The sequence below is a fragment of the Chroococcidiopsis sp. CCNUC1 genome (genome assembly GCF_023546805.1).
Taxonomy (GTDB): Bacteria; Cyanobacteriota; Cyanobacteriia; order Cyanobacteriales; family Chroococcidiopsidaceae; genus Chroococcidiopsis; species Chroococcidiopsis thermalis.
In genome coordinates, this window is record NZ_CP097480.1 from 264,480 (window position 1) to 277,666 (window position 13,187).

The 13,187-nt window shown below is 43.9% G+C and carries 10 protein-coding genes; 9 read left to right on the forward strand and 1 reads right to left on the reverse strand.

Annotated features, from left to right (window positions below; genetic code table 11):
* The first annotated feature begins 6 nt into the window (after positions 1 to 6).
* The 9 genes from M5J74_RS01245 (at position 7) to M5J74_RS01285 (ending at position 11,990) form a co-directional block, all read left to right on the forward strand.
* Positions 7 to 783: a PIG-L deacetylase family protein gene (locus tag M5J74_RS01245; RefSeq protein WP_250015024.1), complete on the forward strand. Its 777-nt coding sequence runs from the start codon at positions 7 to 9 to the stop codon at positions 781 to 783.
* Positions 784 to 915: 132 nt separating this feature from the next.
* Positions 916 to 2,151: a glycosyltransferase gene (locus M5J74_RS01250; protein ID WP_250015026.1), complete on the forward strand. Its 1,236-nt coding sequence runs from the start codon at positions 916 to 918 to the stop codon at positions 2,149 to 2,151.
* 1,034 nt (positions 2,152 to 3,185) lie between these two features.
* Positions 3,186 to 4,361 (forward strand): glycosyltransferase family 4 protein, encoded by a 1,176-nt coding sequence (locus M5J74_RS01255; protein ID WP_250015028.1) that lies wholly within the window; start codon positions 3,186 to 3,188, stop codon positions 4,359 to 4,361.
* A 447-nt stretch (positions 4,362 to 4,808) separates the two neighbouring features.
* The gene (gene hepC, locus M5J74_RS01260) at positions 4,809 to 5,636 is read left to right on the forward strand and encodes a heterocyst development glycosyltransferase HepC (protein ID WP_106546557.1); all 828 of its coding nucleotides are present in this window, start codon (positions 4,809 to 4,811) and stop codon (positions 5,634 to 5,636) included.
* Positions 5,637 to 5,934: 298 nt separating this feature from the next.
* Positions 5,935 to 7,260 (forward strand): lipopolysaccharide biosynthesis protein, encoded by a 1,326-nt coding sequence (locus M5J74_RS01265; protein ID WP_250015030.1) that lies wholly within the window; start codon positions 5,935 to 5,937, stop codon positions 7,258 to 7,260.
* Between the two features lie 105 nt (positions 7,261 to 7,365).
* Positions 7,366 to 8,487 carry a hypothetical protein gene (locus M5J74_RS01270; protein ID WP_015152340.1) on the forward strand — a complete coding sequence of 374 codons (1,122 nt, stop codon included), beginning with the start codon at positions 7,366 to 7,368 and terminating at the stop codon, positions 8,485 to 8,487.
* A gap of 16 nt (positions 8,488 to 8,503) precedes the next feature.
* Positions 8,504 to 9,484, forward strand: a complete 981-nt coding sequence (locus M5J74_RS01275) for a glycosyltransferase family 2 protein (RefSeq protein WP_106216865.1) — start codon at positions 8,504 to 8,506, stop codon at positions 9,482 to 9,484.
* 27 nt (positions 9,485 to 9,511) lie between these two features.
* A complete protein-coding gene (locus tag M5J74_RS01280; protein WP_015152342.1) occupies positions 9,512 to 10,468 on the forward strand; it encodes a glycosyltransferase family 2 protein in 957 nt (318 codons plus the stop codon).
* Between the two features lie 85 nt (positions 10,469 to 10,553).
* Positions 10,554 to 11,990 carry an O-antigen ligase family protein gene (locus M5J74_RS01285; RefSeq protein WP_015152343.1) on the forward strand — a complete coding sequence of 479 codons (1,437 nt, stop codon included), beginning with the start codon at positions 10,554 to 10,556 and terminating at the stop codon, positions 11,988 to 11,990.
* A gap of 91 nt (positions 11,991 to 12,081) precedes the next feature.
* Here M5J74_RS01285 and M5J74_RS01290 read toward each other — a convergent pair whose 3' ends face one another.
* Positions 12,082 to 13,152, reverse strand: a complete 1,071-nt coding sequence (locus tag M5J74_RS01290; RefSeq protein ID WP_106546552.1) for a glycosyltransferase family 4 protein — start codon at positions 13,150 to 13,152, stop codon at positions 12,082 to 12,084.
* Positions 13,153 to 13,187: the final 35 nt, after the last annotated feature.

Here is a 13,187-nt window from a genome sequence, read left to right on the forward strand (position 1 = left end):
AAAAATATGACTAGTAAACAAAGAGTACAAGAAATTATCAATAGGCTAAAAGTTATTGTTGGCTTGCACCTCAGAAATCTAACTTCTTATTTATTATTTTTATGGATTGTGGCGAGGAAAAGCAAACCTTTAGCGCCCAGCCAGAAATCGGCAATTGTTTTTGCTCCTCACCAAGATGATGAAACTTTAGGCTGTGGTGGCGCGATCGCCCTCAAACGGCAGCAGGGAGTCCCAGTGAAAGTCGTGTTTATGACTGACGGGCGCTATGGTTTCCTCGATCGTATGGAAACGGCAGAAGTTATCAGCTTGCGTAAAAAAGAAGCTCAGAGTGCGCTTAATGCTCTTGGGGTTGCTGATTCAGAGATTATTTTTCTCGACCAAATCGACGGGACTTTGGCTAGCTTGACCAGTGAATCGCGCCAAAATTTAGTCGAGCAAATCGTTCAGTTGTTACAGAAAACTACGCCAGGAGAAGTGTACGTTCCTCATCGCAAAGATGTTCACGCCGATCATGAAGCAACTTACGATCTAGTCCAGACTGCGATCGCCCAGTCTGGAATGCAGGTAGAGCTACTACAATATCCCATTTGGATCTTCTGGCAAAATCCTCTGTCATTTCAACTTCAGGGGAGAGATCTCGACGGCGCTTATCGACTACCGATTAATTCCGTTCGCGATCGAAAACATCAAGCTATAGAAACTTATCAATCGCAGATTCCCGGTCTCAGTCGTGGTTTCTTACGACGATTTTTTTCGCCATACGAATTATTTTTCAAACAATAAAGTCATTTCGACTTTATAGTTACAAGTTATTAAGAACAGATAATGTTCGCGGTAAACTAAAAGAGTAGCCCGAATGTTCGCAGTAAACTAAAATAGGAACTCTATTTTTACCTAAAAACAGAGTTCAGATATATGAATATTCTAATTATAGATAGCAATAGAACAGTCATGATTGCTAGATTCTTGCATCGTCTGGGGTACTACTTCAATTTTATTCTTGATAAAATTAGAGGTCGAATTAATCGGATTAAAGTTGCTTCTTTCAAGCCAGAAGGCATTGCCAAAGGAAACGCTCTAATTTCATATAACCTCGATCCATTTCTCGCCAAATCTACTGAAGCAGTTTGTAATAAGCACACCCATCATTGGGAAACTGTGGAGATGGTGAGAATCTTGTTAGATTTAGGTTATTGTGTTGACGTGATTACCTTATTTAACGATTTATTCATACCCAAAAAAAAATATTCTATCGCGATCGATAGTCGGCACAATCTAGAAAGATTAGCTCCACTGCTCGATCGGGATTGTATCAGAGTTTTGTACGCTGATACAGCCCATATCATATTTCATAATGCGGCGGAGTGCAATCGATTATATGCCTTGCAACAAAGAAGAGGTATGACTTTACGCAATAACAGGTTTGAGCTACCGAATAAAGGAGTTGAGTACGCGGACTGTACTATTGTTTTAGGAAATGAATTTACGATTAATACCTTTAAATATGCTCGCAAACCGATATATCGCGTGCCAATTTCGACAACTGAAATTTATCCATTTCCCGAAGAGAAAGATTTTGCTACTTGTTGCCAGCGTTTTTTATGGTTTGGTAGTAATGGAGCAGTTCATAAAGGATTAGATCTAGTTTTAGAAGCTTTTGCAGAAATGCCAGATTGCCACTTAACTATCTGCGGTCCAGTTAGCAAAGAATTAGATTTTGAAAAAGCCTTTTATAAAGAACTTTATCATACTCCTAATATTCATACTTATGGATGGATTGATGTTAGTAGTTCTGACTTTGTAAAAATTGCTAATTCTTGTCTTGGCATTATTTATCCTTCATGTTCTGAAGGTGGCGGCGGTTGTGTAATTACCTGTATGCACGCTGGTTTAATCCCAATTGTGACTTACGAAGCTAGTGTAGATGTCAGAGATGATTATGGAGTTATTTTAAAAGAAGCTTCCATAGCAGAGATTAAAAAAGAGATTCAGAAAATCTCTAGCCTACCTCCAGCAGACTTAAAGGCAATGGCACGGCGATCGTGGGAATTTGTGAGGGCAAATCATACACGAGAGAAGTATTCTCAAGAATATCGTAGGGTAATAACAGAAATTATTGATAATTTTGGAAAATCTAAAGATTTAAATTAATTGGAAACTGCTATTTAATTTATCTCAACTAGCTTTTGAGTCAGGGAAATAATAGTTTAATTAGGTTGGGTAAAATTAGCTTATCGCTATTTCTTGAGTGACAACTTATAGGATTTTAGCAGTCAATCCAAGATTTTTTGTTGAGGCAAGTGTCTCAAAAACGATAGATTCTAAAACAGACAATCGATTAGTACTATTTTTGGGTTCGCTTCTTGAAATCGAAATAGGCATAACTGAATAGAGGAAGTCGAGCTGCAACAGAATAGCAAATAATTCTCAATAAATCGAAAATTTCCCAGGCGATCTAGGTTGTTATTTTAGACCGCATAAGCGGGCGATTTTTGAAGTGAGGATAGTTATAGAGTTTGTATAACTGACATAACTCATGCTCATCGCGATCGCAAAAATCTCAAGGGCAAAATAGCTAGACTCTAAATGCACCCTATCTCACCGAGAAAAACTACGACTTTGTGAAGAGGTAAACGGATTGTCATACAATTAAAATTGGTGAGCGATTCGTAATCGATTTATGGTTGTGTAGCTAATGCTGGTGCTTTCTAAAACATCTGTCATAGTAAGTGACAAATATTCTTGTTCTTCTTAGGAGCAATTATTTTGAGCAGAGTAACTTTGGAGAATATGGAAAAATTCTTCGATTTTATTTCAGGCATCTGCTATATTGCGAAGAAGAATGGGATTATAACTGAGAATTTTGCGCTAGAGAGATGGGCAATCATATCTGTATAATCCGCTTATACCGACTTTATACCGATTGAGAGGCTGAAATTGACTATGAATGCTGACTTGCTTGACGCGATCGCCAATTCCGAAGCTTGGTGCGCCCGTAAGCAACTCGCTCTCTCAAGAAACATGATATGCAAATGACTTGTTAGCTTTGGTTGACAATGCTAAGTTCTTCCCATGCTAGGTTGGATTGCGCCACACTAGCTTGTAAGTGCCAAAATGTGACGGCAGCAGGCGTAAAGGCTCTCGCTAGAGCGTAATATTAATTGTTAATTTGGTCATGGGCTTAGATGATATCAGATCGTTTGCCAAAACAAGATAACTCTGTAGCTACACCTGCACGTATTGACTGCGTTGGTATGGGGTGGTTTCCGCACGCGCCAGGAGGACTAGACCGCTACGTATACGAACTAACGCATCATCTAGCTGCGGCAGGCGATCGCGTTACCCTATATGGTCTGGGTTTGCCAATACTAGATAACTCAGCAGTAGAGTTAGTCAATTTAGCTGCACCCGACCGTCCCCTCTGGAAGCGATTGTGGTCAACCCGTTGCAACTTTGCCGAGCGGCAACTGCAAAAACCAGATGCAATTAACCTAAATTTCGCGCTGTACAGTTTGCCATTGTTGCAGAACTTACCTAAGAACGTACCAGTGACGTTTACTTTTCACGGTCCCTGGGCATTAGAAAGCGCTCAGGAAGGCGGCAGTCAACTGAGCGTGTTATTAAAAAAGCACTTAGTAGAAAAAACAGTTTATCGTCGTTGCGATCGCTTTATCGTTCTCAGCCGTGCCTTTGGCGAGATTTTGCATCAAACATATCAAGTTCCGTGGCACAAAATTAGTACCATTCCAGGTGGGGTTGACTTACAACGCTTTCAGCCCAACTTATCGCGGCAACAAGCTCGGACACATTTAAACTTTCCTTCAGAACGATTGATTCTATTCGCGCCCCGTCGCTTGGTTCACCGCATGGGTTTAGACAAGTTACTGCTAGCCCTGGCACAAATCAAGCCAAAAATCCCTGATGTCTGGTTGGCTATAGCTGGTAAAGGACCGCTCAAACCAGTTTTAGAACAACAAGTCGCAGAGATGGAACTACAAGAACACGTAAAATTTCTAGGTTTTTTACCAGACGAGCAATTACCGATTGCTTACCAAGCAGCAGATCTTTGTGTCATGCCCAGCCAATCATTGGAAGGTTTTGGTTTAACAGTTTTAGAATCTCTTGCTTGCGGTACTCCCGTGTTATGTACTCCTATAGGCGGAATGCCAGAAATTTTAGCTCCGTTTTCACCAGAATTAATTACTGATACAAGCGAGGCAACTGCGATCGCTTGGAGATTAGCGGAATTACTGACCGACCCGAGTTCGTTACCTTCTAGAGATGCTTGTCGGCAGTATGCTGCAACTCATTTTGATTGGCAGAAAATTGTATTACAAGTGCGCCAAGTCTTGTTAAGATAATGTGCCAATTATTCAACCTCAAATTTTTAAGTTCTGCTCTAGGAAAGTTAGTACTTGCTAATCGAAAGGATTAGTGGTATCGCGTAGGCTTTATATATTTTTTATAAAAGTTTTATATAGTTCGAGTATTGACTGTAAAGAAACAGTGAAAGCTGGCTAATATCGTGGTGGTTTTAGGGGATTTTGCATAACATAAGTATAAATTTGCTCGATCGTTTCCGAAATCACGTAAGTTCAACGTGTCATCTTAATTTAAGACATACAAATCTAAAACTTTTTAATTGCCAGTTTACACAAGTTGAGGTCATACTCTTGAAAATACTTGGACAGATTGATTTGTAAGTCAATTCGCCTGTAAGCAAATACATATCTCTATTAGAGATGCCAATTTGCATTTAATTCTGGATCTCATCCCTGCTTGGGGAATTGAAACACTATAGCCGTTACATGTCAACATCTAAAGCTGGAATTATGCCTAATAGCTCTACTATCGAGCGAGAGCGCCAAACTAATCAAATTTTGCGCTATAAACTGAGGTGGCGACAACAATATCTGGTTGTAAATTTAGCATCAACAAGAAAAATGTATCTCTCTAGCCTTGACAGTCAGGAATGGTTGGTAGACCGTTTAAAGCTGTCATCATTAAAGGGAGTATGCCTCGATCCCAATCTTGGGGAGGCAGAGATCGAACTATGGGCTGATGCGTGCGCTCAAACAAACAAAACAGCATTTCTGCGCTTACCACCTCAACTCAAAAGAGCAAAGCGACAAAATCTGATGGGTGGGAGATTGCAGGAGCTGCTCGACCGAGCGATCGCGGCTCTGTTAATTTTATTGCTCAGTCCTGCACTACTCGCATTGCTCTGCATATCCTGCTGGCGATCGCCAAACCCATTCACCTGCGATCGGCAGTGGTACGTGAGCCAGCAAGGTAAGCTATTCAGACTATACAAATTTCAATTAATCGCAACAGCCAATTCTAGACTACGAGAAAACGACGCACAGCACGAGTCAAAAAGTCTGCTGGAGCGTTACGGACGCTTTCGACTCGAAGATGTGGATCGATGGCTGCGTAAATATCATTTCGATAGACTGCCGAAGCTATTCAATGCTTTGCGAGGAGAGATCGGGATTGTCGAACGACGCTATCTGACTTTGGAGCAGGTGGTAAGGCTGAGTTTAGACAAAAAAGCACTTGACAAAAAGCAACTTTTAGAAGCGCGACACCAAGAACCACAGTCCGAACGCAGCATAGAAAAACTGCACTCGGTATGAGTGGAGTACAAGCACTAAGCACCAATAGTTGTTTGTTTAGCAGTTTTTGATTTAGGTGTTGTCAGAAAATACACAACTGAATCTTCAGTTCATATACAATTTCGATCTGTTAGCTACTAGCTAGCAGCTAGCACAGCGATCAACCAAGCTCTAATAGCAACATGAGAATAGATACATTCGGATGGATTGAACCAGCTAGGATGGGAAAATCCTATTCTGAGCAGCAATATCGATCGCTTCAACAGCAAGCCATAAACCCAGATCGAGTATCGAGTACTGATGGTTTGGAGTTTAGTAAATGAAAGCAATCAGAAGTCGAGTTCAGTGGGTTTTGAACGGACGTAGCTCTACTGCTGCGACTTTGCAGACAGTCATGGCAAGGATACTCGTGCTAGCCGCCAACATGGGAACTGGAATCATTACATCTAGAGCTTTGGAGCCGCAAGGAAGAGGAGAATATAATGCGATCGCCCTTTGGCCTCAGTTTTTAGCTTACCTCTTAATGTTGGGTTTACCATCCGCCATACAATACAACTTCAAGCGTCACCCAGAAAAAGAATCGGAACTTTTTTCAGCAGCTCTCGGATTGAGCATGGTACTGGGTTTGTTTGCCATGACGCTCGGCATCGTATTCATGCCAAGGTTCCTTCCACAGTACTCGGCAGATGTGATTCGCTTTGCCCAATGGTACATGCTCCTAGCTCCGATCGTCCTTTTAACAGAAATTTTTTTCTCAATCCTAGAAGCAAACCAAGAATTTACCTTTGTCAATCAACTTCGTTCCCTACAACCATTATTTACTCTAGCTATTTTGGGCGCATTAGCGTTGACCGAGTGGCTGACTCCTTTGACGGCTGCTCTAGCCTACAGCATTCCTGGGTTACCTCTATTTTTTTGGATGTGGAGATACTTATGGCAGCGCTTTCACCCCCGTTGGAAAGGGTTAGGCAGTGCCTATCGATTGCTAGTCGGTTACGGCATTCGTGCTTATGGCATGAACTTACTAGGAACTCTAGCCGAGAAGATCGATCAAGCATTAGTGGTGACTATGCTATCTCCTGCTTCGATGGGTCTGTATACGCTAGCTTTGAGTGTCTCCCGAATGCTGGGTTTATTCCACAGTTCGACGATTACCGTCTTGCTACCCAAAATTGCCGCACGTCCGATTGAAGAGGTAGTGGCTTTAACGGGACGAGCAGTCCGTGTCAGTACGGCTGTCACTGTAGTCGTTGCCCTAGCGGTTTCAATCCCAATTCCTTTTTTGATTCAATTGCTTTATGGTGACAAATTTGTCGAGGCTGTTGGTGTTTTTCGCATTCTCAGCGCAGAGATCGCGATTGGAGGCGCAGCTTGGGTTTTGGCTCAAGCTTTTATGGCTGTAGGTAGACCAGGAGCGCTGACGGTTGTAGAAGCAATCAGCGTGTTGGTGACTGTACCCCTTTTGTTAATACTCATTCCCATCTACGGATTAGAAGGTGCGGGCTGGTCATTGTTAATTTCGACTATCTTTCGCCTAGTTTGCTTGCTTGCCGGCTACCCACTACTCTTGAAAGTACGTCCTCCCAGTTTGATTGCGACTAGAAATGATATAGATTTTTTACGGCAGGTATTTTTTCATCAGTGAGGATGGCTCAAATTGTTCCCGCGATCGCGACCGATTATAAGGTATAAATTATGCTTAGTAAAAGACCCTCGACAAGAGATAAGTTGCATAACTGGAGGCATCTGAATGCAATCGACCAATTTTAGTGGCAAAGTCTATTTTTATTGCATTCCACCGGATACTCCTGAAAAAACAGGCTATCCCCACACGATGATTTGCTTGGGTGATGGATTAAAAACTTTAGGAATAGATGCTTACGCCAATATCAACTATTGGCGGCTAGCTCCAGAGACAGAAGAGTACCTGTTTCGCCACGACCCTGAAATTACACCAGATGACTGCTCAATTGTTGTCCTCAATCAAGATTGGTTTCAAGTGGCAAATAAGCCTTTTCCACAACATTTATTTCATCCCAATCGAAAATATATTACTGTCTATCTAGACAGCGATGATGGTAGTAAAACGCACGCTTACAAACCCGAATTTCGCCAGTTCGATTTTATTTTTAAAGTTAGTTGTAACCGTTACTTTAAATATCCCGGCAATATTCACCCTTGGGCGCAGGGAATATCTAGCCGGATGTTGCGAGAATTAGAAAACATTCTACCGATCCAGGCAAGAAAAAGACAATTATTAGTGAACTTTAGAGAACCGCACAAAATTAAGCACTCTGTCAGGCGAATAGTTCGTAAAGAACTGCTGCCTCAAATCGATGCGGCTCTACCAGTTAATAATGTCGTTGAAGGTCTGGATAACTTTTCTACAGAGCCTTATCACTACATGAATTGGTCGCAAACAGGGAGAAGACATTCGCCAGGTTATTTCCAAAGTTTAAAAGATTACGCTGCTTGCGCCTGTTTTGGTGGCTTTTTTGTCACTCCTGTACCTCGCGATCCTTCTACGGCAACAAGTCGTTTGCTCAAAAAAATTCTCAGCAAATTGGAGTGGAAATCAAATCGAATTACAGATTGGGATAACTGGCGTTACTGGGAGTCTCTTGCAGCAGGATGCGTTAGCGTGCGCGAGGATTTTGACAAGTACGGTTTTATGATTCCGGTCATGCCAGAAAACTGGCGACACTACATTGGGATCGATCTGAGCAATATCAAACTAGCTGTGGATAGAATAGCCAGCGAACCAGAAATTTTAGAAAAGATATCTATTGAAGGCAGACAGTGGGCGCTAGAAAATTATAGCCCCGTACCTACAGCGTTACGCTTTCTGAATACAGTCAGCGAAAAATTATAATAATTATTAACCAGCTATGTCTACTAATATAACAGCGCCAGAATCGTTAGTTAGTGTTATTATTCCTACCTACAATCGCCCAGAATACTTGAGAAAAGCGATCGCGAGTGCGGTACGCCAAACATATCGGAATATCGAAATCATCGTATCTGACGATTGCAGTCCTGACAATCCTCAAGCAATTATTGACGAGTTTCAAGACTCCCGAATTCGGTTACGCCGCAATCCACAGAACTTAGGCATTGCATTAAATGTCACGAGTGCATTTAAAGAAGCACAAGGCAAGTATGTTGCGAGTTTAAATGATGACGATCTGTGGAATGAAGATTATTTAGCAAAACTCGTACCGTATCTCGATGCTAATCCAGATTTGGTTGTCGCTTTTTGCGATCATTACGTGATTGACTCAGAGGATAAAATCGATTATCTAAAAACTGAGGAAAATACGCGGTATTGGCAGCGATCGCGGCTTAAAGAAGGAGTTTATCAACCTTTTTACGAGTTGAGTGTGGTCGATCAGTCCGTATTCATCGCCCTAGCAACTGTCATCCGTAGAGATGCGATCGATTGGGATAGCATCCCGCTGGAAGTAGGATTGTTTTGGGATCTCTACTTGGCGTATCTTGCTTGTCGATCTGGTAAGGGTGCTTACTACTATCCCGAAAGATTGACGCGCTACCGCATTCACCCCCAATCAGAGACGCAAATCAGCGGCAAAAAAAACGTGCAGGCGAAGATTCGCACGGGTAAAGCAGGAATTTTTTGTTACGAGCAATTCATCGCAGATGAGCGTTTACAACAATTTCGCCCGTATTTTAGAGCCAAATTAGCACAATCTCACACGACTTTGGGAATTGGTCTGATGCGGTCTGGACAAATTGCGGCAGCACGCCCCCATTTCTGGAAAGCAATCCAATACCAATTAAATTTGCGTAGTGTAGCTGCACTGACCCTGAGCTTTACGCCTGGGTCAATCGTCAAGCTATTAAAAGTCTAATCGGGTGAGTCGTGGAGTTAGCAAGTCATGATGATTTCTGTTTTGATACCTACTTATCGCCGTTCGCAAGACTTGGCACGCTGTTTAGTAGCTTTACAACAGCAAGCTCGACCGGCGGATGAGGTGCTGGTGGTCGTCCGCGATAGCGATACGGAAACTTGGCAACTACTAGCAGAATTAGACCCTCATGCTTTACCGATACGCACTGTCAAGGTAGGCGTACCAGGGGTAGTAGCAGCCATGAATGCAGGCGTTGATGTGGCAAAAGGAGAGATTATTGCCATTACCGATGACGATGCCGCACCTCACGCCGATTGGCTGGAGCGGATAGAAGCTCACTATTTAGCAGATGAGAAAGTGGGTGGTGTTGGCGGACGCGATCGAATGCACTACGGAACGCAGCTCGTCGAAGGTCAATCTCATGTAGTGGGTCGATTGCAGTGGTTTGGACGGGCAATTGGCAACCACCATCTTGGCGTAGGAAATGCCCGTGAAGTTGACATACTGAAAGGGGTAAACTCCAGTTATCGGCGTTCGGCGATCGCTCATATTCGCTTTGATGAGCGGATGCGGGGTACGGGGGCGCAGGTACATCACGAATTGATGTTGTGCCTAACTCTAAAACGGGCTGGCTGGAAGCTGATTTACGATCCTCAAATAGTCGTCGATCACTACCTCGGGCAGCGGTTTGATGAAGATCGGCGCAACCAGTTTAATGCAATTGCTTTTAGCAACATGACATATAATGAAACCTTATCTTTGCTGGAACATTTAAGCCCGATACGGCGAACAGCCTTCGCGATCTGGGCGGTTTTGGTAGGAACGCGAGATGCTTGGGGTTTAGTACAGTTATTGCGGTTCTTACCGAGTCAAAGAAAATTAGCTTGGCAAAAGTGGCTTGCCTCCATGCACGGGCGCTGGCAAGCGTGGTTAACTTGGAGCAATGGCGATCGCTCCTCAGAGGTATGGGCGCAGCATTTGTAATTCGTAATTCGTAATTCGTAATTCGTAATTATCAATTGAGAAATCTGCCTTGGTTTAAATGCTGTCATCATGGAGATGCTATTAGGTGAACTCTAAGCAAACACTTTCAACTCCTACTTTCGGATTGCAACCAGCGCCAGCTTGGATGGCAATTATCGGATTTTCACTGATTACAGCACTGTGCCTGGTTGCTGCTAGCGGGATCGCCCGCTATGCTTTTCCCCTAAGTGCTTTTGTTGTGGGTGCGTTTCTCTATTTTCGCTATCCTGTCTTTTACGTCAGCTTTACTTGGTGGATTTGGTTTCTCACGCCGTTGCTTGCTCGCATCGTCGATTTTAAGAGCGGCTGGGATGCACAGCGTTTAATGCTGGTCACGCCTTTTCTCGTCTCGTTGCTAAGCGGGATTACTCTCATCCGCTATTTACCTAAAGCATATCGTCAAGGCGGCTTACCCTTGATCTTGGCTTTTGTTGCCGTACTCTATGGTTTTCTAATCGGATTGGTGAAGAATTCGCCTATGGCAGCAACGCGAGCGAGTCTGGACTGGTTCACGCCAATCCTGTTTGGCTTCCATCTATTTATCAACTGGCGCGATTATCCCAAGCTCAGCAAGATAATTCAGCAGACTTTCCTTTGGGGCGTGCTAGTTTCCGGTGTCTATGGTGTCGTGCAATACTTAGTTGCACCAATGTGGGATCGGTTCTGGATTATTGAAACAGAATTGGTGACAAATGGCAGACCAGAACCACTTGGCATTCGCGTGTTTAGTACCATGCATTCGCCCTTTCCTTTTGCCGTGGCAATGATGGCGGGTCTGGTGTTGTTATTTAACACGAAAGGAACTTTGCGTATCCCTGCTTCTGTAGGGGGGTATTTGGCTTTTCTGCTATCGGCAGTAAGAGCGGCATGGGGCGGGTGGCTAGTGGCACTTATCACCTTGCTGACTTCCATGAAAGCACGCCTACAGCGACGATTAATTATTTCCATCTTAGTGATGTCTGTGTGCGTGATCCCGTTGGCAACGATCGAGCCTTTCTCGGAAGTCATTAATACTCGCTTACAGTCCTTTTCAGAGATTCAAAAAGATACCAGTGCTAACGATCGCGCTGCTACCTACGAGCAACAACTCAATCTTGCCCTATCTGATTTTCTCGGTAAAGGGTTGGGAGGGATGTACGCTACTAACAGTGAAGGTCAGTTAGAACAAGTTATCCTCGACAGTGGCGTTCTCGATTTATTCTTCACCCTAGGCTGGTTTGGTGCGATCCCCTACTTGGGGGGCATTGTTCTTATTATCTATACGCTGCTGCAAAATTCCGAACTGCGGTTGGACTCTTTTGCTAGTGCTGCCCGTGCGATTAGTATTGGCGTTCTCGTTCAGATGCCACTGGGAAATACCATAGTTTCGCTTGCGGGTATGGTTTTTTGGTGCTTTGTGGCTATGTGTTTGGCAGCACGTAACTACTACCAGCAGCAGAAGCGATCGCAGTCAACGAATATGGTAGGGAGTAGGGATCGGTGACCAGTGACCAGTGACCAGCGACCACCGATCGATTAATTCTGAATTCCGCGCTTGCGAATTCTCCCCACACCCCATTCTTCACTGATAACTGTCAACTGTCTTCACGCATGGCAAGTTCGTCATAGACTGCTAGGGTTTCTTGATGAACTCTAGTCGCCGTCAGACGTTCTATATTCTGTCGTGCTTTGTCTTTCCAAGCGTGGAGAATTGGCGGCTCGTTCAGTAATTCAGTCAGAGCAGCTGCTAAAGCATGACTGTCTGCTGCTGGGACTAAGATGCCTGCCTTCCCACCGTCCAAAGCTTCAGGAATGCCATCGACGTGAGTGGCAACAATAGCACATCCTGCTTCCCGCGCTTCTGGAATCACCAAAGGAGAGGGATCGCGGTGGGAAGCCAGTACGAAAATGTCAGCAGCCATTAAATAGCGTTGCGGTTGTGGTTGAAACCGCTCGAAGTGGATGCGATCGCTAACAGGCGTGTTCCGTGCTTGAGCTTCAAATAGTTCGCGATCGGGACCATCCCCAACTAAGTAAAGATGAGCTGTAGGAAAATCAGCAGCAATTTGGGCAAAGGCAGCAACTAACTCAGCAATCCCCTTGCGTTTGTACATTCCCGCCACGGTCACGATCGCTGGGTGTTTTAGAGTTACGGGGACGCACTCTTTGAGTTGGCAAGTCCGAGGGCTACCTAGCGTACCGTTAGATATCACCCGCAGTTTTTGCTCTGGAATACCACGCCGTACCATAGAGTCTGCCACAGCCTTGCTGACTGCAATGACGCGATCTGCCAAACCCATCAGAACAGCACTACGCTGAAATTCGTTATGTACCGTCGATACGAGAGCGTATTGCGACTGAAATCTCAAAGTACTTGCTAAGACAACTCCCGTCATCATATGAGCATGAACGATGTTGGGGTCAAACTCTTTGACAATGGCTCGATAACCTCTAGCAGCTTCGATCAACTCGATTGGTTTTCTCGTCTGGTCTAGTTTGAAGTGCTTGACACCATGTTGCATGAGTAACTTCTCATAGCCTCCCCCAGCAGAAGCTACACCCACTTTGCAACCCGCCTGTGCTTGCAAACACGCTAAATCTACCGCTACGTTAACTATGCCGTTACCAGCTTCTAGCACGTGATTCAAAATATGCAGTACGTGCATTTATATCCCTACAATTTCTACAATGTCAGATAAGT

Coding starts and splice junctions, on each gene's coding strand:
- M5J74_RS01255 (WP_250015028.1), top strand. CDS start 3,186: ATGATATCAGATCGTTTGCCAAAACAAGATAACTCTGTAGCTACACCT.
- M5J74_RS01250 (WP_250015026.1), top strand. CDS start 916: ATGAATATTCTAATTATAGATAGCAATAGAACAGTCATGATTGCTAGA.
- M5J74_RS01275 (WP_106216865.1), top strand. CDS start 8,504: ATGTCTACTAATATAACAGCGCCAGAATCGTTAGTTAGTGTTATTATT.
- hepC (WP_106546557.1), top strand. CDS start 4,809: ATGTCAACATCTAAAGCTGGAATTATGCCTAATAGCTCTACTATCGAG.
- M5J74_RS01265 (WP_250015030.1), top strand. CDS start 5,935: ATGAAAGCAATCAGAAGTCGAGTTCAGTGGGTTTTGAACGGACGTAGC.
- M5J74_RS01290 (WP_106546552.1), bottom strand. CDS start 13,152: ATGCACGTACTGCATATTTTGAATCACGTGCTAGAAGCTGGTAACGGC.
- M5J74_RS01245 (WP_250015024.1), top strand. CDS start 7: ATGACTAGTAAACAAAGAGTACAAGAAATTATCAATAGGCTAAAAGTT.
- M5J74_RS01270 (WP_015152340.1), top strand. CDS start 7,366: ATGCAATCGACCAATTTTAGTGGCAAAGTCTATTTTTATTGCATTCCA.
- M5J74_RS01280 (WP_015152342.1), top strand. CDS start 9,512: ATGATGATTTCTGTTTTGATACCTACTTATCGCCGTTCGCAAGACTTG.